Here is a 20177-nt window from a genome sequence, read left to right as displayed (position 1 = left end):
GGAGCGAGGCGTTGGCCACGACCCGGAAACTATCGTTTGGTGATGAAATCAGGAGCCCTTGCCGCCGCACTTGCCCGTGGCGACGTTGAAGTTGCCGCAGGACATCGGCGCGCGCCAATCGGCGATCAGGTCCTTGGAGTCAGGCAGGTAATCGGACCATTCGTCACCAACCACGAGACCGGGCGTTTCCCAAACCGTCTCGAACTGGCCGTCGCTCTGGATTTCACCGATCAGCACCGGTTTGGTGATGTGGTGGTTCGGCATCATCGTCGAATAGCCGCCGGAGAGATTGGGCACGGATACGCCGATCATGGCGTCAAGCACTGCGTCGGTGTCGGTCGTTCCGGCCTTCTCGACCGCCTTCAACCACATGTTGAAGCCGATATAGTGGGCTTCCATCGGGTCGTTGGTGACGCGTTTGTCGTTCTTGGTGTAGCCCTTCCAGGTCTTGATGAACTCGGCATTGGCAGGCGTGTCGACCGACTGGAAGTAGTTCCAGGCGGCGAGATGGCCGACGAGCGGGGCCGTATCGAGGCCGGCGAGTTCCTCTTCGCCAACGGAGAAGGCGACAACCGGGATATCCTCGGCCTTCACGCCCTGGTTCGCCAGTTCCTTGTAGAACGGCACGTTTGCGTCGCCGTTGATCGTCGAGACGACCGCCGTCTTCTTGCCGGCAGAACCGAATTTCTTGATATCGGACACGATCGTCTGCCAGTCGGAATGACCGAACGGCGTGTAGTTGATCATGATGTCCTCGGGCTTCACGCCCTTGGAAATGAGATAGGCCTCGAGGATCTTGTTGGTCGTGCGCGGATAGACGTAGTCGGTGCCCGCTAGAACCCAGCGCTCAACGCTTTCGTTTTCCATCAGATAGTCGACCGCCGGAACGGCCTGCTGGTTCGGCGCGGCGCCGGTGTAAAAGACGTTGCGCTGGCTTTCCTCACCCTCGTACTGCACCGGGTAGAAGAGGATCGAATTAAGCTCCTCGAAAACCGGCAGGACGGATTTGCGCGAGACTGACGTCCAGCAGCCGAACACGGCCGAAACCTTGTCGACGGAAACGAGTTCGCGCGCCTTTTCGGCAAAGAGCGGCCAGTCTGACGCCGGGTCGACGACGACCGCTTCCAACTTCTTGCCGAGCAGGCCGCCCTTCTTGTTCTGCTCGTCGATGAGCATGAGCATGGCGTCCTTCAGCGTCGTCTCGGAGATCGCCATCGTTCCCGACAGCGAATGCAGAATGCCGACCTTGATCGTGTCGTCGGCCGCAAAGGCGCCGTTGAATGCCGTCGTCGACAGGATCGTTGCCAGGAAAGCGCCGGTGACGCGTGCCTTGATATTCATCTGATTGAACCCCTCTCGTTCTGATCGCCGCAACGAGGCTTCGTACCTTTTGACCGTTGCTTGAGGGATCATCCGCCAGTCGTGCTGCACTGCACATACGTCATTCTACGTAGGTCGAGGGGGCAAAGAGGAAGCTGCCGCGATATGGGCGATCCGGAGTTCACGCCGCGGTGCAGGAATTGTGCAAAGGCCATGACGTTGAAATCAACGTGCCAGTCTGGCCGCAGGATGGCTTTTCCGGCTATTGAAACATCGAAGGCCGACTGGCCATCAACAGCAGCTCAACACAGGTGAGAGATCATGAAAGCACGTATCAAGTGGGTTGAAGAGCGGACATTCGTCGGCGAGTCCGGAAGCGGTCACAAGATCGTCCTCGGAACGGCATCCGGTCCGGAAGGGCGGACGCCGGGCCCAAGCCCGATGGAGCTGATGTTGATCGGAGCCGGCGGTTGCTCGGCCTACGACGTCGTTCATATCCTCGAAAAGGGTCGCGAGCCGGTCGAAGATTGCTCCGTGGAGCTCGACGCCGACCGCGCCGAAGAAGACCCGCGCGTCTTTACCCGCATCCATATGCACTTCGTGGTGAAGGGGCGTGGCCTCTCGGAAAAGAAGGTCGAGCGCGCGGTCGCCCTCTCGCTTGAAAAATACTGCTCGGCGTCAGCCATGCTCGCCAAGTCCGCGAGGATTACCCATGATTTTGTCGTCGTCGACACATCAGCTGTGAGCGGATGATCCTTTCACACTTGCTTTCGCCATCTCCGCATTGCATAAATTTCACGCACGGAATGTGCGTGCCGTGAAAATAGGCACATATGTGTCGGCAATGCTGGAGATGACGAGGCAACATGGCGGCACGCCAGCGCATCATTCCCGTTCGACGCGAATACAATCGCTGGGTCGCCGACCAGACGCTTGAAGACTATGCGCTGCGCTTCACCGCCAAGAGTGCGCGGCGCTTTTCCTCCGAGCGCATCTCTCAGACGGCGATCGGGGCGATCTCGTTCCTGGCGCTGGAGGCGATCGGTGGCGCGATCACCATGTCCTACGGCACGACCAACGCCATCGTCGCCATCCTGATCGCCAGCCTGATGATCCTGACGGTCGGCCTGCCGATCAGCCGTTACGCGATCCGCCACGGCGTCGACATCGACCTTCTGACCCGCGGCGCCAGCTTCGGCTACATCGGCTCGACCCTCACCTCGCTGATTTATGCGAGCTTCACCTTCATCCTCTTTGCGATCGAGGCCTCGATCATGTCGGGTGCGCTCGAGCTGGCGCTCGGCATACCGCTTTGGGTCGGCTACATCGTCAGCGCGGTCGTCGTCATTCCGCTCGTCACCCATGGGGTGCGGCTCATCAGCAAGTTCCAGCTGATCACCCAGCCTTTCTGGATCGTGCTCAATATCCTGCCCTTTATCTTCATCGCCTTTGCGGACTGGGAGAAGGTCGCCACCTGGCTTGCCTATGCCGGCATGCATCATGCATCCGGTCCACCGGGCACGCTCGCGCCCTTCGACCTCATCGAGTTTGGCGCCGCCTCGGCGGTGATCTTTGCGCTGATGGCGCAGATCGGCGAGCAAGTCGACTTCCTGCGCTTCCTGCCGCCCGACGGCCAGCGCAAGCTGCATCACCGCGTCGCCATCTTCCTGGCCGGCTCCGGCTGGGTGCTCGTCGGGGCACCGAAGCTTCTGGCCGGTTCGTTCCTTGTCGTGCTGGCGCTTTCCTCCGGCGTTCCGTCGACGCGGGCGGCGGACCCGGCGCAGATGTACTACACCGCCTTCGGCTACATGATCCCGTCTGAGACCGCCGCCCTCCTCTTGATGGTCGCCTTCGTGGTCGTTTCGCAGTTGAAGATCAACGTCATGAACGCCTATGCCGGGTCACTTGCCTGGTCCAACTTCTTCTCACGCCTCACCCACAGCCATCCCGGCCGCGTCGTCTGGCTGGTGTTCAACGTGGCGATCGCGCTGCTTCTGATGGAACTCGGCATCTACAAGCTCCTTGAGGAAACGCTCGGCGTCTTCTCGATCGTCGCCATGGCCTGGCTTTGCACCATTTCGGCCGATCTCTTCGTCAACAAGCCACTCGGCCTCTCGCCGCCTGGCATCGAGTTCAAGCGCGCGCATCTCTACGACATCAACCCGGTCGGCCTCGGCGCCATGGCGCTTTCGGCGACGATCGCACTGACGGCACATTTCGGCGCCTTTGGCGCCATCGCCGCATCGCTCGCGCCCTATATTGCCCTTGTTATCGCCTTCATCGCCTCGCCTCTGATCGCCTGGGCGACCGGCGGCAGATATTACCTCGCCCGCAAGCCGCGTAAAAGCTGGGCAAGCGAGAGCGAGATCACCTGCTCGATCTGCGAACATCCCTTCGAGCCGGAGGATATGGCTTGGTGCCCGGCCTACGCGGCGCCCATCTGTTCGCTCTGCTGTTCTCTCGACAGCCGCTGCCATGACATGTGCAAGCCGAAGGCACGCTTCAATGCGCAGGTGGCAACGGTCGCGAACGCGCTTCTACCCGAAGAGGTAACGGCGAAGCTCACGACGCGGCTCGGGCGCTACGCCATTTCGGCGGTGCTCTCGATCGCAGGCATCGGCCTGATCCTGGCGATGATCGCGCACCAGACCGGCAACGCTTCGCCCGAGACGGCAACAGTGGTCGAGCGCACCATTGCCGTCGTCTTCTTCGTCTTTGCCGTGCTCGCCGGCATCGTCTGCTGGTTCTATGTGCTCGCCCACGACAGCCGCGTCGTCGCCGAAGAAGAATCGTCACGGCAGAACACGCTGCTGCTGAAGGAAATCGCCGCACACAAGAAGACCGATGCCGCCCTGCAGCAGGCAAAGGAGACCGCCGAGGCGGCCAACCGCGCCAAGAGCCGCTACGTTGTCGGCCTCAGCCATGAGCTGCGCACACCGCTCAACGCCGTACTCGGCTACGCACAGGTGCTTGAGCGCGATGAAACGATCCCACCGGCCCGACAGGGCGCGATCAAGGTGATCAAGCGCAGCGCCGATCATCTCTCCGGCCTCATCGACGGACTTCTCGACATCTCGAAGATCGAGGCCGGCAAGCTGCAGGTCTATTCCAACGAGACCAACATCCATGATTTCCTCGATCAGGTCGTCGAGATGTTCCGCCCGCAAGCACAGGCGAAGGGGATCGCCTTCGAACATCGACGCGCGCCCGCCTTGCCGCGCTACGTCAAGACAGATGAAAAGCGGCTGCGCCAGATCCTCGTCAACCTGCTCTCCAACGCCCTGAAGTTCACCGAGCGCGGCGAGATCCGCTTCGATATCGATTATCGCAGTCAGGTTGCGACGTTTACGATTGCCGACAGCGGCCGTGGTATTGCCGAGAAGGATCTGCCGCGCATTTTCGACCCATTCCAGCGCGGCGAGGCGGAACATCTCGGCAGCATGCCGGGTCTCGGTCTCGGCTTGACCATAACCCGATTGCTGACGCAGACGCTGGGCGGCGAGATAGCCGTCACCAGCGAACCGAACAGTGGCACGACCTTCAGGGTCCGGCTGATGCTCTCCGCCGTCGATCGGCCGGCGCCGCTGATAGCGGTGCGCCGGATCACTTCCTATCTCGGCCCGCGGCGCACAATCATGATTGTCGACGACAATGCCGATCACCGCGAACTGATGCGCGAAATCCTGCAGCCGATGGACTTTACGGTGCTTGCCGCCGAAAGTGGCGGGCAATGCCTCGCGATGGTCGAGGCGCTGGCGCCGGACATCTTCCTCGTCGATATCTCCATGCCTGGTATGAACGGCTGGGAACTCGTCGACAAATTGCGCCGCAACGGCCAGACGGCGCCGATCATCATGCTGTCGGCCAACATCGGCGACGGCTCGACCACCGGCGCCTTTGTCGGCCACAACGACACACTCGCCAAGCCCTTCGGCGTCGGCCAACTCGCGGACAAGCTTGCCGTTCAACTTGGCCTCACCTGGATCCATGAGGGCGAAGCGTCCGAGAAGCCGAGAGCGGCAAATGCCGATGCGATGACGTTGCCCGACGAGCACCATGTCGAGGAATTGATCCGGCTTGGCGAGATCGGCTACGTCAGAGGCATCGAGGCCAAGCTGACGGAGATCGCGCTGGAGCCCGAACATCGGCTCTTCGTCGATGCTGCTCGCGCCTATGTCCAGGCCTTCGACCTCACGGGCTATGACGCCTTCCTGAAGAAAAAAGCGGCGAATGGAGCTGTCACCCGTGGTTGAGACTTACGATCGTCGCGACATCGTACTGCTGGTGGACGATTCCCCGGAGGCCCTCGGCTTTCTGACCGAGGCGCTGGAGCAGTCGGGCTTTTCTGTACTGATCGCCACCTCGGGCAGTGCCGCACTTTCGATTGCCGACCGGATTACGCCCGATGTCATTCTGCTGGACGCTGTCATGCCCGGTATGGACGGGTTTGAAACCTGCCTGAGACTGAAGGCCAACGCCTCCGTCGGCCAGACACCGGTGCTATTCATGACCGGGCTGACGGAAACCGAGCATGTGGTGCACGCCCTCGAAGCCGGTGGCGTCGACTACCTGACGAAACCGATCAACATCGATGAGCTCAGGGCCCGCATCCGTGTTCATCTCTCCAATGCCCGCTCGGCGCAAAGCGCCCGCGTTGCGCTAGACGCCGCCGGGCGCCATCTGCTTGCCGTTCGCTCTGACGGCAGTGTTCGCTGGTCGACACCGCAGGCCAACCGCCTCGTCAACGCCGCAACCGGCAGCGACGAGGGCCTTGCGACGATCGCTCGGCGCATCGCCGCCTGGATGGAAAAAACCGAGACAGGCGGCAAGCGGGAGAACAGCTTTACCCTCGAAGAGCCCGGTCAAGCGGGACTGCAGATCTCTTTCCTCGGCGCGATCGGCGCCAACGAATATCTCTTCCGCCTGACGGCCGAGAGCAGGCGCAGCGACGACGAGATGCTGCGGCAGCACTTCTCGCTGACCCAGCGCGAATCCGAAGTGCTGCTCTGGATCGCCAAGGGGAAATCGAACCGCGATATCGGCGAGATTCTCGGACTGAGTTCACGCACCGTCACCAAGCATCTCGAACAGATCTATGTGAAGCTCGGCGTCGAAAACCGTGCCTCGGCGGCGGTCAAGGCGACACAGGTCCTGCACGGGATATAAGCAACAGCGTTCCGGCCGCACCGTACCTCACTCAATCGCTGCTAGCCTTCTTCGCATTTCCCTGGGCCCGAGAAGGGCGTCCGAGAATCCGGAGAGCGAAAGAGTGATGGGGATCGCCTTGCTTCCGGCGTTGCCGCCGAGTGCTCTAGCTAGGCTGAAGAACCTGTTCAGCAAACGCACGCCGCGCGCGAACACGTAGCGCGCCTATGATCGCCAGAGCGATCTGCCGCCAGCGCGCTTTTCGGGCGTATAGATCAATCGAAGTAGGACAAATTCCGCCGCTATAAACACAATATCGGCCTAAAGCCTCCACCCACTCTTGCACAAGCAACGCTCCGGCATAGGTATTGGAACAGTGCAGCCGGCCACGCCTGACCGAGCGTCGCGTGCGGAACATCCGGCCGCCGCACACGTTGCCGCTGGTGACCTTGGCCTTTGCTGGTGTACCATGGCGGTTTCTGAACGGAGGGTTGCGACATGCTGCGATGGCTTGTACTTGCCGCCGCGACCACGTCCCTGGCCGGTGTTGCTCAAGCGGATGAAGGTGCATTCCTGAAGTCGCTGCAGGGCAGTTGGACGGGCGGAGGGACGGTCAGAATCCGCACCTATATGTCGCCCGTCAATGTTTCCTGCAACTTCGATTCCCAATCCCAAGGGTTGGCACTCTCAATGGAAGGCGTCTGTCGCGGATTGATCCTGATTTCAAAATCGATTGATGCCCAACTGAAGTTCAGTGGCACGAAATACAGCGGATCCTACCTGGGTCCGCGCGGCGGACGGGCGGGCCTGAGCGGCAGCCGTCGCGGCGACGCCATCAATCTCACCATTCGCTGGGCAAAGGAAGTCAACGGCGACCGCAGCGCCAACCTGACGCTACAGAAGGTCGGCGCCAACGGCATGCGGCTGACCACCGTCGACGTCGACCCCGCATCCGGCGACAAGGTCGTCACCAGCGAGATCAACCTGCGCCGCAAGTGACGCCTTTTCAGCGCGCGCCTATCGTTTTCCGGCCTGAAAATTGCGCTGATATGTAGCGCTCAACAGTGATTCCGCCGCGGTGGACGCCGCCATCGGATCGCGCGCTTCAATGGCGTCGACGATCGCTTCGTGCATCTTCAACGAGTGCTGCAATCCGCCAAACGTCCTGAGTGTCCGGGGAATGCTGATCGTCAGTGCGGTGCGGATCACCGACGAGACAGGCAAGAGAAAGCGATTGCGCGCCGCCTGGATGATTTCCAGATGGAATTCGATGTCGGCTTCGATGGCGGCGGAAACCGTCGCGTGGTCTTCGGTCATCCGGGAATAGGCCGCGCGGATGCGCACGAGTTCGTCCGCCGATCCTCGGCGGGCAGCAAGGCCCGCTGCCATCGGCTCTATCGCCAGGCGGATTTCAAACAGTTCTTCAGCCAGTTGCTGCTGATCCTCCGCCCCCTCATGCCAGGAGAGCACCACCGGATCGAGCGTGTTCCAATGCTCCGGTGCGCGGACACGGGTGCCCAGGCGCGGCTTGGCCTCGATGAACCCCTTGGTCGAGAGGATCTTCAGCGCTTCGCGCAAAGTCGTCCGGCTAACGCGCAGATTGCCCAGCATCTCGGATTCCTTGGGCAGGATGTCGCCGGGTTTAAGTTCGCCAAGCGCGATGCGCCGGCCGATCTCCGCCGCGATCTGCGCGGGCAGCCCGCGGTCACCGATCGTAAATGTCGTCATCAGCCGTCCGTTTCCGAAATCCCGGCGCGCATTCTGGCGCGATTCGACCCCTTGCTACCATAGCCGTTGCCACGCCCCAACACGGCCAAGCCAGGTTGAGCCTGGGCGAAGGCGGTTACACTTCGCCGAGACGACCAAGCTCGCCCGCAAAACGCCGAACCATTGCCAATCCTGTCTCGGTCGGGCGCAGCGCAGGCGCGCGATCGAAGACGGGCAGGCCGGCACGTTCGCCGAAGAGACGCTTGCCGTAGCACATCAGGTTCTCGATCCCCTGCATGGTGAACACCACCGCCGGCAAGATATCGCGATAGGCGGCTTCCGCCTCCTCGTCCCAGCCGTCACGATAGAATTCATAGGCCCTCACCGCATGGTCGATGCAATCGGGCGCAAGGATGAAGCCGCGGCATCCGGCACGCAGGTTATCGATGAGTTCAAGACCGGCGCGACCGTTGAAAACGGGCAGGCGGCCCTCTGTGACCTCGATCAGTGTGGCGATATCGACCACCGGCCCCTCGCCCTTGATGAGGGTAATGTTTGGATGCTGGCGGACCAGCTCGGCGATGTCGGTCGCCGTCAGCCCTCTGCCCATGAAGGCTGGCGCATTCTGGATTGCGACGGGCACGTCGATCGCATCGGCGACGCGACCAAAGAAACGGATATATTCCTGGGCCGAGAACTGGCCGACGATCGGCGGCTGCAGGATCAACCAGTCAGCACCGGCGCCAACGGCATGGCGCGCCTGGCGCACCTGCTCTTCGACCGACGGGCCGAAGATGGTCAGCGCCACGGGCACGCGGCCGGCCGTGTCCTCGACCAGCCATTCCATCACGGCCATGCGTTCGGCCTCGCTCAACTTCGAGGCTTCGGTCGCAAGGCCAAGCGCTGCCATGCCGTGCACGCCGGCAACGAGACAGACTTCCGTCTGCCGACGCATCGCCTCGCGATCGAGCTTTTCGTCGTCATCAAACAGCGCGTAGAGGATGGCGTGGATGCCATGCAGGTCGGCAGGATCGAACCGAGACATCGTCGCTCCTCCTCAATGGCTCTCGCGCGGCACGGCGTGCCCGCGACAACCGACAAGGAAATCAAGATCGGCGCCGCGATCGGCCTGCATCACGCGCTCGACATAAAGGCCCTGGTAGCCACCGGGCATGGCGATTTCCGGTGGTGTCCATTCCTCCCGCCGGCGCGCTAGCTCCGCCTCGTCGACATCGAGGTGCAGCCGGCGCCCGGCCACGTCGAGTTCAATCCAGTCGCCGTCCTTGACCAGCGCCAAGGCACCACCGACCGCAGCCTCCGGCGCGACGTGCAGAACGACAGTGCCGAAGGCGGTGCCCGACATGCGAGCGTCGGAGATGCGCACCATGTCGCGCACGCCCTTCTTCAGCAGCTTTTGCGGCAGCGCCATGTTGCCCACCTCGGCCATCCCGGGATAGCCCTTGGGGCCGCAATTCTTCAGAACCATGATCGATGTCTCGTCGATAGCGAGGTCGGGATCGTCGATACGCTGCTTGTAGTGATCGATCGTTTCGAAGACGACCGCGCGGCCGCGATGCTGCATCAGGGCCGGGGTCGCGGCGGAGGGCTTTAGGATCGCCCCCTGCGGCGCCAGATTGCCCTTCAAGACGGCAATCCCGCCCTGCTGCGTCAACGCCACGTCGCGCGGCAGGATGACATCGGGATTGTAATTCTCCGCATCCGCAATGTTTGCGCCGACGCTTTGGCCGGTAACCGTCGGGTTGTCGAGATCGAGCAGATCGGCGATTTCCTTCATGACGGCGGGAAGACCGCCGGCGTAACAGAAATCCTCCATCAGGAACGTGCCTGAAGGCATGAGGTTGAGGATCGTCGGGACATCCCGGCCAAATCGGTCCCAATCTTCGAGCGTCAGTTCGGTTCCCACCCGTCCGGCAATCGCTAGCAGATGAACGACGGCATTGGTCGAGCCGCCGATAGCGCCGTTGACACGGATGGCATTGGCGAAAGCGGCACGCGTCAGGATATGCGACGGGCGCAAGTCCTCGGCCACCATCGCGACGATCCGCCTGCCGGAAAGCCGCGCCAGGCGCGCGCGGTGTGCATCGACGGCAGGATAGGCGGCGTTGCCTGGCAGAGCCAAGCCCAATGCTTCTGCCATCGACGCCATGGTCGAAGCCGTGCCCATTGTCATGCAATGGCCAGGCGAACGCGACATGGCGCTTTCCGCCGCCATGAATTCGGCCGGCGTCATGACACCGGCGCGCACATCCTCGGAGAATTTCCAGACATCGGTGCCCGAGCCGATGGTCCTGCCCTTGAGCCGCCCGTTCAGCATAGGTCCGCCTGAGACGACGATCGCCGGCAGATCGCAGGATGCCGCTCCCATGACGAGGGATGGCGTGGTCTTGTCGCAGCCGGCCATCAGCACGACACCGTCGATCGGGTTGCCGCGGATTGCCTCCTCCACATCCATGGACGCAAGGTTGCGAAAGAGCATGGCGGTCGGACGCAGGTTGGACTCGCCGCAGGAAAAGACCGGAAACTCCAGCGGCAGGCCGCCCGCCTCCAGCACGCCCGCCTTGATATGTTCGATCAGGCCGCGAAAATGAGCGTTGCACGGCGTGAGTTCGGAAAAGGTATTGCAGATGCCGATCACCGGGCGACCGTCAAAGGCGTCATCCGGCAGGCCGTTGTTCTTCATCCAGCTGCGATGAATGAAGGCATCCTTATCGAGCCCCCCGAACCAATGCTGCGATCTCAGTTTTCTCGACACGTTCAGCTCTCCCTACGTACCCTGCCATGTGTTGGCCGACGGGCATTTTTATTTCTCATATAATCGGAGTTATTCGCGGTCAAGCATCTACCACGCACAATTGCCCGTGCCCACCAGCCTATGCGGGAGTGGGCGGGCACATCGCAGAAGATGAAATGACGTCTCGAGATCGCGGGCGAAACCGGTCACGGGGGGCAAAGCGTGCCGCCCCCTGGCCGCACGAACGGCAGGCGCCGCACCACCGCGGCGATGCACGGCGGACAGCTATCGGGGCATGGCGGCGTGACTTGGCTTAAGGATGATGCAAAACGCTCAGTCCACCGTCGACGGTCAGGCAGGTGGCGTTGATGAAGGTGCACTCGTCCGACACCAGGAAGAGTGCGGCGCGAGCGATTTCATCCGCCGTGGCGATGCGGCCGCCGGGGTGCAGCTTCATCGTTTCCGCCTCGGCGGCGACCGGGTCCGGGAAGCTGTTCCAGTATTCGACCGCCTTCTGGGTCAGCACGTATCCAGGCGCAAGGGCATTCACCCGGATGCCTCTGGAGGCATATTCGATGCCGAGCGACTTGGTCATGCCGAGAAGCGCATGTTTCGCCACGGGATAGGGAAACGTATGCGGTATGATCGTGAAGGCATGTGTCGAGGCGATGTTGAGAATGACCCCACCGCCCGCCTCGATCATACCGGGCAGAACGGCGCGGCTACAGTTCCAGGCGCCCTTGAGATTGACATCAAAGCAGCGCTGCCAGTCGGCATCGGTCGTTGCTAGCGGCTCAGAAAAGACATTGATGCCGGCATTGTTGACCAGCGCATTCGGCCTGCCGATCGTCTTTTCGGCCTGGCGGATGGCCTCGGCAATCGCATCGGCATCGGTGATATCTGCCGTCGTCGAGGCAAGCGTGCCGCCTTCCGCCGCAAGCCGGGCCGTCTCCTTTTCGAGCAGCGGCCCGTCGCGATCGATCAGAAAGAGGCTGGCGCCTTCCTTCAGGAACGCTTCGGCCATGGCAAGGCCAATGCCCTGGGCTGCCCCTGTAATGACAATGCGTTTTCCAGCGAGCCGCTTGCTCATATTTTCTGCCTCCCTCGACTGATGATCCCGCGCAACCGTCACCACTCGGCGACGCTGCCGTCCTCATGGCGCCAGATCGGATTGCGCCAGCGATGGCCCTCCTTGGCGCGCTCGATGACATAGGCCTCGTCGACCTCGACGCCGAGGCCCGGACCCTGCGGGATCGAGACAAAACCGTCCTCATAGTGGAAGACGTCCTTGTTCGAGACATAGTCGAGAATATCGTTGGCCTCGTTGTAATGAATGCCGAGGCTCTGCTCCTGGATGAAGGCGTTGTAGCTGACGGCATCGATCTGCAGGCAGGCGGCAAGCGCGATCGGCCCGAGCGGGCAATGCGGCGCCAGCGCCACGTCATAGGCCTCGGCCATGGCGGCGATCTTGCGGCATTCGGTGATGCCGCCGGCATGGGAGAGATCGGGCTGGATGATGTCGACATAGCCGTCCGCAAGCACCGACTTGAAGTCCCAGCGCGAATAGAGCCGCTCACCGAGCGCGATCGGCGTAGAGCAATGGTTGGCGATTTCCTTCAGCGCCTCGCGGTTTTCCGAAAGCACCGGCTCCTCGATGAACATCAGCTTGAACTGCTCGAGTTCCTTGGCGAGCACCTTGGCCATCGGCCGGTGCACCCGGCCGTGAAAGTCGACGCCGATGCCGATATTCGGGCCGATCGCATCGCGGATGATGCCGATCGTCTCCACCGCCTTGTCAATCTTCTCGTTGGTGTCGACGATCTGCAGTTCCTCGCAACCGTTAAGCTTGATCGCCTTGAAACCGCGCGCCACCACATCCTTGGCGTTGCGGGCGACATCGCTCGGGCGGTCGCCGCCGATCCAGGAATACACCTTGATCTTGTCGCGGCACTGCCCGCCGAGCAGCGAGTGCACCGGCTGGCCCAGCGCCTTACCCTTGATGTCCCAAAGCGCCTGGTCGATGCCGGCAAGCGCGCTCATGTGAATGGCGCCACCGCGGTAGAAGCCGCCGCGATACATTACGTTCCAATGATCCTCGATCAGGAACGGGTCCTTGCCGACGAGATAGTCGGCAAGCTCGTGCACCGCAGCCTCGACCGTCAGCGCCCGTCCCTCTACGACAGGCTCCCCCCAGCCGACGATACCTTCGTCGGTCTCCACCTTGAGAAACAGCCAGCGCGGGGGAACGATATAGGTGGTGAGCTTGGTGATCTTCATGAGTTGAGGTCCAGTTCGGTGGGGATGGCTTGTCACGGCCGAGCCCTGCCGGGCTCACCGCGACCGGGATTTCAGAGGGTGGGTTTCGCAGGGCTGTGTTGCTTGACTGCGGTTGCCAGATCGCGCGCGGCAAGATCGAGCATGCGGATCGAGCAGTCGCGCGCCGCTGACTTGTCGCGCATGCGCAGCGCTTCGACCAGTTCGCGATGGACGTCGATCGCTTCGTCGCGCCGCTCGGCGGCTTCGTTCGATGCATGCAGCGAAAACTTGAGCGCCGCCTGGATGATGCCCACAAGCTGCAGGAAGACCTGATTATGGCTGGCCCTGAGCAGGCAGGTGTGGAACGCCACGTCAGCGTCGGTGAAGCCGGCAATATCGCTCTCGCCGTCACGCATCGCCTGCCAGGCTCGCTCGAGATCGGCGATTTCCTGGACCGTCGCACGCTCGGCGGCGAATTCGGCGGCAACCGGCTCGATCGCCCGGCGCGCTTCCAGGATGCAATTCAACAGGTCGAATTCGAAGATGCGTTCGCCGATCCATTCGAGCACCTGGGCATCGAGAATGTTCCACTCGTCCTTGCCGCAAACGACGGTGCCGACCCGCGAACGGCCACGCACCATGCCCTTTGATTCGAGGATCTTCAGCGATTCCCGGATAACGGTCCGGCTGACGCCATAACGCTCGCACAGATCGTTTTCGCGCGGCAGATAGGAGCCGACAGGAAAGATATCGGCGCAGATGTCGGAAGCGATGGTGCGCGTCACGTTCTTCTGGACGCGCGGCCGGCGCTGCACCTGCATCTCCGCTGCGCCCTGCGGCTCCTGACCTTCCATCTGCATCTCCACCCATGCCTTCGTATCTGCCGACGCTTTTATCCCAGATCACCTTCCCTCGCGACAGGGATCCAAGGAGCGTTTCGACAATTATTATACATCACTACCTCATTCATCATACAAAGGCAATTGACGGATATGATGATTCATCATACACAAATGGCAACTGCAGGAGGCAGTTCACCAGGGAGAGAAATCATGCGCTTCTTCAAGGCCGCCATTTTGGCCGGCACCGTCGCCGTATTCGCCGCAACCTCGGCCTTCGCCGCCGACGTCAAGATCGGCTTCATCGTCAAGCAGCCCGAGGAACCGTGGTTCCAGGACGAATGGAAGTTCGCCGACGTCGCTGCCAAGGAAAAGGGCTTCACGCTGGTCAAGATCGGCGCGGAAGATGGCGAAAAGGTTCAGTCCGCGATCGACAATCTCGGCGCACAAGGCGCGCAGGGTTTCATCATCTGCACGCCTGACGTCAAACTCGGCCCGGGCATCATCGCCAAGGCGGCCGCCAACGATCTCAAAATGATCACGGTCGACGACCGCCTGGTCAACGCCGACGGCAGCCCGATCGAAGACGTGCCGCATATGGGCATCTCGGCCACCAAGATCGGCGAAGCCGTCGGCCAGTCGATCGTCGACGAGATCAAGAAGCGCGGCTGGGACATGAAGGACGTCGGCGCGATCCGCGTATCCTACGACCAGTTGCCGACGGCCGTCGACCGTGTCGAAGGCGCACTGTCAGTGCTGAAGGCAAACGGCTTCCCGGAAGCAAACATCTTCGACGCTCCGCAGGCCAAGACCGATACCGAAGCCGCACTCAACGCCTCAACCGTCGTTCTCAACAAGAATGCCGGCATCAAGAAGTGGGTCGCCGTCGGCCTCAATGACGAGGCGGTCCTCGGTGCCGTGCGCGCCACCGAAACCGTCGGCATTGCCCCCGACAGCATGATCGGCGTCGGCATCGGCGGTGCGGACTCGGCCATCAACGAGTTCAAGAAGCCCGCAGCAACCGGCTTCTACGGCACCGTGATCATCTCGCCGAAGCGCCACGGCTATGAGACCGCACTCAACATGTACGAGTGGGTCGCCAACGGCAAGGAGCCGGAAAAGCTGACGCTGACGGCCGGCCAGATCGCGCTGCGCGATAACTATGAAGCTGTTCGCAAGGACCTCGGCATCGAATAATCGTCGTCTTCGATGACTTTGAGCCCGGCGGTTCGACACCGCCGGGCGCCCCATTCCCGGAGCGTCGCAGATGCAAGACTTCCTCGAATTCCGATCCATCTCCAAGGGCTACCCTGGCGTTCAAGCGCTGTCGAACGTCTCTTTCTCTGTGAAAAAGGGCGCAGTTCACGGCCTGATGGGCGAAAACGGCGCCGGCAAGTCGACGCTCATCCGCGTTCTCTCCGGCGACCAGTCCGCCGACACCGGCGAAATCCTGATCGACGGCGAGCCTCAGCACTACCGCTCGGTGCGCGACGCCTTTCATGCAGGCGTCATCGTCATCCACCAGGAATTGCAGCTCGTCCCGGAACTGACGGTCGCCGAAAACCTCTGGCTCGGGCGCTTTCCGGGCAAGGCTGGCGTCATCGATCGCCAGCAGCTGACCGGGGTCGTTTCAAAGAAGCTTGCCGAGATCGGCATCGATGTCGATCCGGCCATCAAGGTCGCCTCGCTTTCGATCGGCGAGCGGCAGATGGTCGAAATCGCCAAGGCGGTGATGCTCGACGCGCGAGTCATCGCGCTTGATGAGCCGACCTCGTCGCTGTCCTCGCGAGAAAGCGAGATCCTCTTTACCCTCATCGATCGTCTGCGCGCCAACGGCACGGTCATTCTCTACGTTTCCCACCGCCTCGATGAGATCTTCCGCCTCTGCGACAGCCTGACGGTGCTGCGCGACGGGAAACTCGCCGCCCATCATCCCGAAATCTCGAAGGTGACGCGTGACCAGATCATCTCGGAAATGGTCGGCCGCGAGATCGCCAATATCTGGGGCTGGCGCGAGCGCAGCCTCGGTGAAGAGCGGCTGCGCGTCGAGAGCATTTCGGGAGCGAAACTTCGCCACCCCTTGAGCTTCTCCGTCAGGCGCGGCGAGATCCTCGGCTTCTTCGGCCTGATCGGCGCCGGCCGCAGCGAAATGGCCCGCCTCGTCTATGGCGCCGATGTCCGAAACGGCGGCTCGGTATCGGTCGACGGCGTCACCATCCAGGCCGACAGCCCACCCCATTCCATCCGTTCCGGTATCGTCCTCTGCCCGGAAGACCGCAAGTTCGATGGCATCGTGCAGGGACGCTCGATCGAAGAGAATATGACGATCTCCTCACGTCGCCATTTCTCGCCCTTCGGCCTTATCAACCCTGCGAAAGAAGGCGCGCTTGCCGACAAATTCATCGCCAAGCTTCGCGTGCGCACGCCGTCGCGCCGCCAGGACATCATCAATCTGTCGGGCGGAAATCAGCAAAAGGTCATCCTCGGCCGCTGGCTGTCCGAAGAGGGCGTCAAGGTGCTTGTTATCGACGAGCCGACACGCGGCATCGATGTCGGTGCAAAGTCGGAAATCTACGAAATTCTCTACGAGCTCGCCGCCGAGGGCATGGCGATCGTGGTGATCTCCAGCGAACTGCCTGAGGTCATGGGCATCGCCGACCGCATCATGATCATGTGCGAGGGCCGCGTCGCCGCCGACATTCCCAGAGCCGAGTTCGACGAGCGGCGCATTCTCGCCGCCGCCCTGCCGGACGTTCAAAACTTAAACACTCTTCCTCACGCACAGGTACGGTGACGATGACCTCCTTGAAAAAACTCCTTCTCGGCGAACAGGGCCTCGTCGTCATCTTCGCGCTTGCATTTCTCGTCGTCTCGCTGACGGTCCCGAACTTCCTGACCGAGCGAAACATGCTCGGCCTGCTGCAGTCGGTTGTCACCATCGGCATCGTCGCCTGCACCATGATGTTCTGCCTTGCCTCGCGCGACTTCGACCTTTCGGTGGGCTCGACCGTTGCCTTCTCCGGCATGGTCGCGGTCATGGCCTCAAATGCGACCGGCTCGATCCTGCTCGGCCTGGTCGCGGCCCTGGTGTGCGGCGGTCTCGTCGGAACGGTCAACGGCGTCGTCATCGCCCGTTTCCGCATCAACGCGCTGATCACGACGCTTGCCACCATGCAGATCGTGCGTGGCCTGGCGCTCATCGCATCGGACGGCCGCGCCGTCGGCATCAACGATCCAAGCTTCTACCAGCTGGCCCTTTCGCGCTTCCTCGGCGTTCCGACGCCGATCTGGGTCATGGGCCTGTTCTTCGTTGCCTTCGGCTTTTTGCTGAACCGCACCGTCTTCGGCAAGAACACTCTGGCAATCGGCGGCAATCCCGAAGCGTCGCGCCTTGCCGGCGTCGACGTCGCGCGCATGCGCATCTGGATCTTCGCGCTGCAGGGTCTCGTCTGCGCCGTCGCCGGCGTGTTGCTGGCGTCGCGCATTACCTCGGGCCAGCCGAATGCGGCGACCGGCCTCGAACTTTCGGTTATCTCCGCCTGCGTACTCGGCGGCGTCTCGCTTGCCGGCGGACGGGCGGCGATGACCGGCGTCATCGTCGGCGTGCTGATCATGGGCATTGCGGAAAACGTCATGAACCTGCTCAACATCCAGGCCTTCTACCAGTATGTCGTGCGCGGCTTCATCCTGCTGCTGGCCGTTCTGCTCGACAACCTGCGCTCGTCCGCCGTTGGCCGACGCGTTTAGCAGCCGCATGTCCTCGGACGTCCTGCCGCTTAGCAATGGAGAGCTTTTGATCGAATTGAGCCGCTTCGGCGGCTCGATCCTGTCCGGTTCCTATTGCGGCGTGCCGATCTTCCGATCCACGCCAACCGGCGGGCTTGCCTCGCAGCACCACGGTCAGGAGGCGAGCTTTCCGCTCGTTCCCTTCGGCAACCGGTTGGAGGGGAACAGCTTCACCTTCTCAGGCAATTGCTTCGTCCTAGCTCCCAACGCCAGCGACCCCTGTTATCTGCATGGCGACGGTTGGCTGGCGGCATGGCAGGTCGTCTCGCACAGCGAAACCGAAGCATGCCTGCGCTATGTGCACGAGGCTGTTGCCCCCAATCCCTATGCCTATGAAGCCGTTCAGCGTTTCACTGTTGAAGATGACCGCCTGACCGTCACGCTTTCCGTCACCAACAGGTCAGGCTTCGCTCTGCCCATCGGCCTCGGCCACCATCCCTTCTTCCCAAAAACCGCCGGCACACGGCTGATCGCGAAGGCCGAACGGTTCTGGACGGAAAGAGAAGGTCACTTGCCCGACCGACCCGGGCCGATACCGCACACTCTTGAGTTCGAGCGGGGCAATCTCTTGCCACGCCGATGGCTGAACAACGCCTATGAGGGATGGGACGGCAAGGCCGTGATCGAGTGGCCGGAACACGACCTCTACCTTGAAATCGACCCTCAGCCAGTCTTCGGTCATTTCATGCTCTATTCGCCTGCAGACGCAGACTTCTTTTGCTTCGAACCGATGACGCACCTGCCGAACGGCCATCACCTTGCCGGTCTCGGCGGTCTGACAATCGTCGAACACGGGCAAAGCCTGACCGGTATGCTGACCTTCTCCCCGCGCCCGATCTCATCCCTAAAAGACCTTGAATAGGAACAGGTTGCGGGCAAAGCTGAACCGTAGTTTCAAACGATGAAGCACCGCACGTCATCGTTTCATCTCTCGAACCGATTTCGAGCCTATGCCGCCGCGAGCGACGACGCGTCGAAATCTGCGGCCCATTGCACGGCCGGCCGCGCGGCGCAGCGCTCGATCCAGGCTTTGACGGCGGGCACATTCGGCGTTGCTTCCGGGAACCATGCAAACGGCGAATAGAGCAGCAAGTCGGCAGCCGAGAACTGCTCGCCCATCAGATAGGGGCTTGCCGTGAGCGCCGTCTCGAGTTGACGCGCCATCTCGACGGAACTGCGGAACGTGAACTGCAGATAGGGATGCGAGAGCCCCGCCGCCTCGACGATCAGCACCGGCTCGACCACGCCCGCGTACCAGGCAAGCCAGCTCAGATAACGGCCGCGCTTGGCATCGCCGGGAAGCGGCGCCAGTTTCTTGGCGGGGAAAAGATCGGTCAGGTACTGAATGATGGCGATGCTTTCCCAGATGACGACGCCATCATGCACCAGCAGCGGCACCTTGCCCTCCGGGTGCGGATTTTTCGGGTCCTTGGCCCCGCTGCCGTCGCCGCGGGTGATGCCGACGATTTCGATGTTCACCTTGTCAAGCGCATCCAGTTCGCGAAGCAATGTGATGATGCGCGAGGAGCGGGAGCGCGGGGCGTGATAGAGCGTCAACATGGAAAGTCCTCGGATTGCGGTTTCTGTCTGGGCTCTTTATAAAAAAACCCAACTGCCAATTTTCGTCAGTAGGCTCATGGCGCGCAGCGATCGTTTGTTTCGTCTTCTCCAGGCGCTTCGCAGCCTGCCGCCGCCGGTGACGGCCGCCCGGCTGGCCGAGGAAACCGGCGTGTCGCAGCGCTCGCTCTACCGCGATATCGACAGCCTGCGCGCCGCCGGTGCCGTCATCGACGGCGAGCGCGGTTTTGGTTATCGCCTCACCGAAGATATCGCCCTCCCGCCCCAGACGTTCACCCGCCTTGAAATCGAAGCCCTCGTGCTGGGTCTGGCCGAAGTTCGCCACATGGGCGAACCCGAGCTTGCGCGGGCTGCCGAAGCCGTACTTTCGAAGATAACGGCCACCCTGCCCGACCGACTGCAGCAGCAGACGATCCATGCCGTCTCGCAGGTTCACCGTTTCGAAAGAAGATCCACTTCCGACATCGACGTCGGGCTGCTTCGCGAAGCCTGCTGGCAGGAACGGGCAATCGTCATCGACTATGTCGACGCCGGGGGCCAGCATAGCGAAAGACGCGTCCTGCCGCTCGGCATCGTCTATCTCGAACATGTGCTTGTTCTGCTCGGCTGGTGCTGCCTGCGTGAGGACTTCCGCAAGTTTCGTATCGATCGCATCGCCGAGATAAGGCCGACGGACGAAAGTTTCCGGCCGCGGCGCGTGCCGATGCTGCGCGAGTTCATTGCCCGCATGAATGCCGGCGCAACGGACACGGCGCCGGCCCACCGCAAAGGGTAAGTCGACGCCGCCAACGCCA

General features: G+C 62.0%; 17 protein-coding genes. 9 read left to right on the top strand and 8 right to left on the bottom strand.

Features of this window, described 5'->3' with window-relative positions:
- Window positions 1–48 precede the first annotated feature (48 nt).
- On the bottom strand, window positions 49–1341 hold the full coding sequence (gene urtA / locus ASD52_RS03510) for an urea ABC transporter substrate-binding protein (RefSeq protein ID WP_025429228.1): 1293 nt from the start codon (window positions 1339–1341) through the stop codon (window positions 49–51).
- Between the two features lie 300 nt (window positions 1342–1641).
- Between urtA and ASD52_RS03505 the strand changes: the two genes are divergently transcribed.
- The 4 genes from ASD52_RS03505 (at window position 1642) to ASD52_RS03490 (ending at window position 7464) form a co-directional block, all read left to right on the top strand.
- Window positions 1642–2073, top strand: a complete 432-nt coding sequence (locus ASD52_RS03505) for an OsmC family protein (protein WP_025429229.1) — start codon at window positions 1642–1644, stop codon at window positions 2071–2073.
- A gap of 113 nt (window positions 2074–2186) precedes the next feature.
- Window positions 2187–5573, top strand: a complete 3387-nt coding sequence (locus ASD52_RS03500; protein WP_057222851.1) for an ATP-binding protein — start codon at window positions 2187–2189, stop codon at window positions 5571–5573.
- Window positions 5566–6486, top strand: coding sequence for a response regulator (locus tag ASD52_RS03495; RefSeq protein ID WP_025429231.1), 921 nt, complete (start codon window positions 5566–5568; stop codon window positions 6484–6486). The genes ASD52_RS03500 and ASD52_RS03495 overlap by 8 nt, the downstream gene beginning before the upstream one ends.
- Window positions 6487–6963: 477 nt before the next feature.
- Complete coding sequence (locus tag ASD52_RS03490; RefSeq protein ID WP_025429232.1) at window positions 6964–7464, top strand: hypothetical protein; 501 nt, start codon at window positions 6964–6966, stop codon at window positions 7462–7464.
- Window positions 7465–7482: 18 nt separating this feature from the next.
- Here ASD52_RS03490 and ASD52_RS03485 read toward each other — a convergent pair whose 3' ends face one another.
- From ASD52_RS03485 to ASD52_RS03460, 6 genes are all read right to left on the bottom strand, one after another.
- Window positions 7483–8193, bottom strand: a complete 711-nt coding sequence (locus ASD52_RS03485) for a FadR/GntR family transcriptional regulator (RefSeq protein ID WP_057209797.1) — start codon at window positions 8191–8193, stop codon at window positions 7483–7485.
- Between the two features lie 115 nt (window positions 8194–8308).
- Window positions 8309–9217, bottom strand: coding sequence for a dihydrodipicolinate synthase family protein (locus ASD52_RS03480; RefSeq protein WP_025429234.1), 909 nt, complete (start codon window positions 9215–9217; stop codon window positions 8309–8311).
- A gap of 12 nt (window positions 9218–9229) precedes the next feature.
- Window positions 9230–10945 (bottom strand): IlvD/Edd family dehydratase, encoded by a 1716-nt coding sequence (locus tag ASD52_RS03475; protein WP_025429235.1) that lies wholly within the window; start codon window positions 10943–10945, stop codon window positions 9230–9232.
- A gap of 292 nt (window positions 10946–11237) precedes the next feature.
- The gene (locus tag ASD52_RS03470; RefSeq protein ID WP_025429236.1) at window positions 11238–12014 is read right to left on the bottom strand and encodes an SDR family oxidoreductase; all 777 of its coding nucleotides are present in this window, start codon (window positions 12012–12014) and stop codon (window positions 11238–11240) included.
- Between the two features lie 38 nt (window positions 12015–12052).
- Complete coding sequence (gene dgoD, locus ASD52_RS03465) at window positions 12053–13201, bottom strand: galactonate dehydratase (protein ID WP_025429237.1); 1149 nt, start codon at window positions 13199–13201, stop codon at window positions 12053–12055.
- A gap of 71 nt (window positions 13202–13272) precedes the next feature.
- A complete protein-coding gene (locus tag ASD52_RS03460; protein ID WP_025429238.1) occupies window positions 13273–14034 on the bottom strand; it encodes a FadR/GntR family transcriptional regulator in 762 nt (253 codons plus the stop codon).
- Between the two features lie 198 nt (window positions 14035–14232).
- On the opposite strand from ASD52_RS03460, the gene ASD52_RS03455 reads away from it, so the two are divergent.
- From ASD52_RS03455 to ASD52_RS03440, 4 genes are all read left to right on the top strand, one after another.
- Entirely contained in the window at window positions 14233–15216 is a 984-nt protein-coding gene (locus ASD52_RS03455; RefSeq protein WP_025429239.1) for an arabinose ABC transporter substrate-binding protein, read from the top strand.
- 70 nt (window positions 15217–15286) lie between these two features.
- Window positions 15287–16813: an L-arabinose ABC transporter ATP-binding protein AraG gene (araG, locus tag ASD52_RS03450; RefSeq protein WP_057222850.1), complete on the top strand. Its 1527-nt coding sequence runs from the start codon at window positions 15287–15289 to the stop codon at window positions 16811–16813.
- Between the two features lie 2 nt (window positions 16814–16815).
- Window positions 16816–17766 (top strand): L-arabinose ABC transporter permease AraH, encoded by a 951-nt coding sequence (araH, locus tag ASD52_RS03445; RefSeq protein WP_057223389.1) that lies wholly within the window; start codon window positions 16816–16818, stop codon window positions 17764–17766.
- 7 nt (window positions 17767–17773) lie between these two features.
- Entirely contained in the window at window positions 17774–18667 is an 894-nt protein-coding gene (locus ASD52_RS03440; RefSeq protein ID WP_063991799.1) for an aldose 1-epimerase, read from the top strand.
- 86 nt (window positions 18668–18753) lie between these two features.
- Here the strand turns inward: ASD52_RS03440 and ASD52_RS03435 are convergent, their stop codons facing one another.
- Entirely contained in the window at window positions 18754–19365 is a 612-nt protein-coding gene (locus ASD52_RS03435) for a glutathione S-transferase family protein (protein ID WP_057209809.1), read from the bottom strand.
- 76 nt (window positions 19366–19441) lie between these two features.
- On the opposite strand from ASD52_RS03435, the gene ASD52_RS03430 reads away from it, so the two are divergent.
- Entirely contained in the window at window positions 19442–20158 is a 717-nt protein-coding gene (locus ASD52_RS03430; RefSeq protein ID WP_057222848.1) for a YafY family protein, read from the top strand.
- Window positions 20159–20177 lie beyond the last annotated feature (19 nt).

The sequence above is a fragment of the Ensifer sp. Root142 genome (assembly GCF_001426785.1).
Lineage (GTDB): Bacteria > Pseudomonadota > Alphaproteobacteria > Rhizobiales > Rhizobiaceae > Ensifer > Ensifer canadensis.
This window is presented reverse-complemented; position numbering and strand designations above follow the sequence as displayed.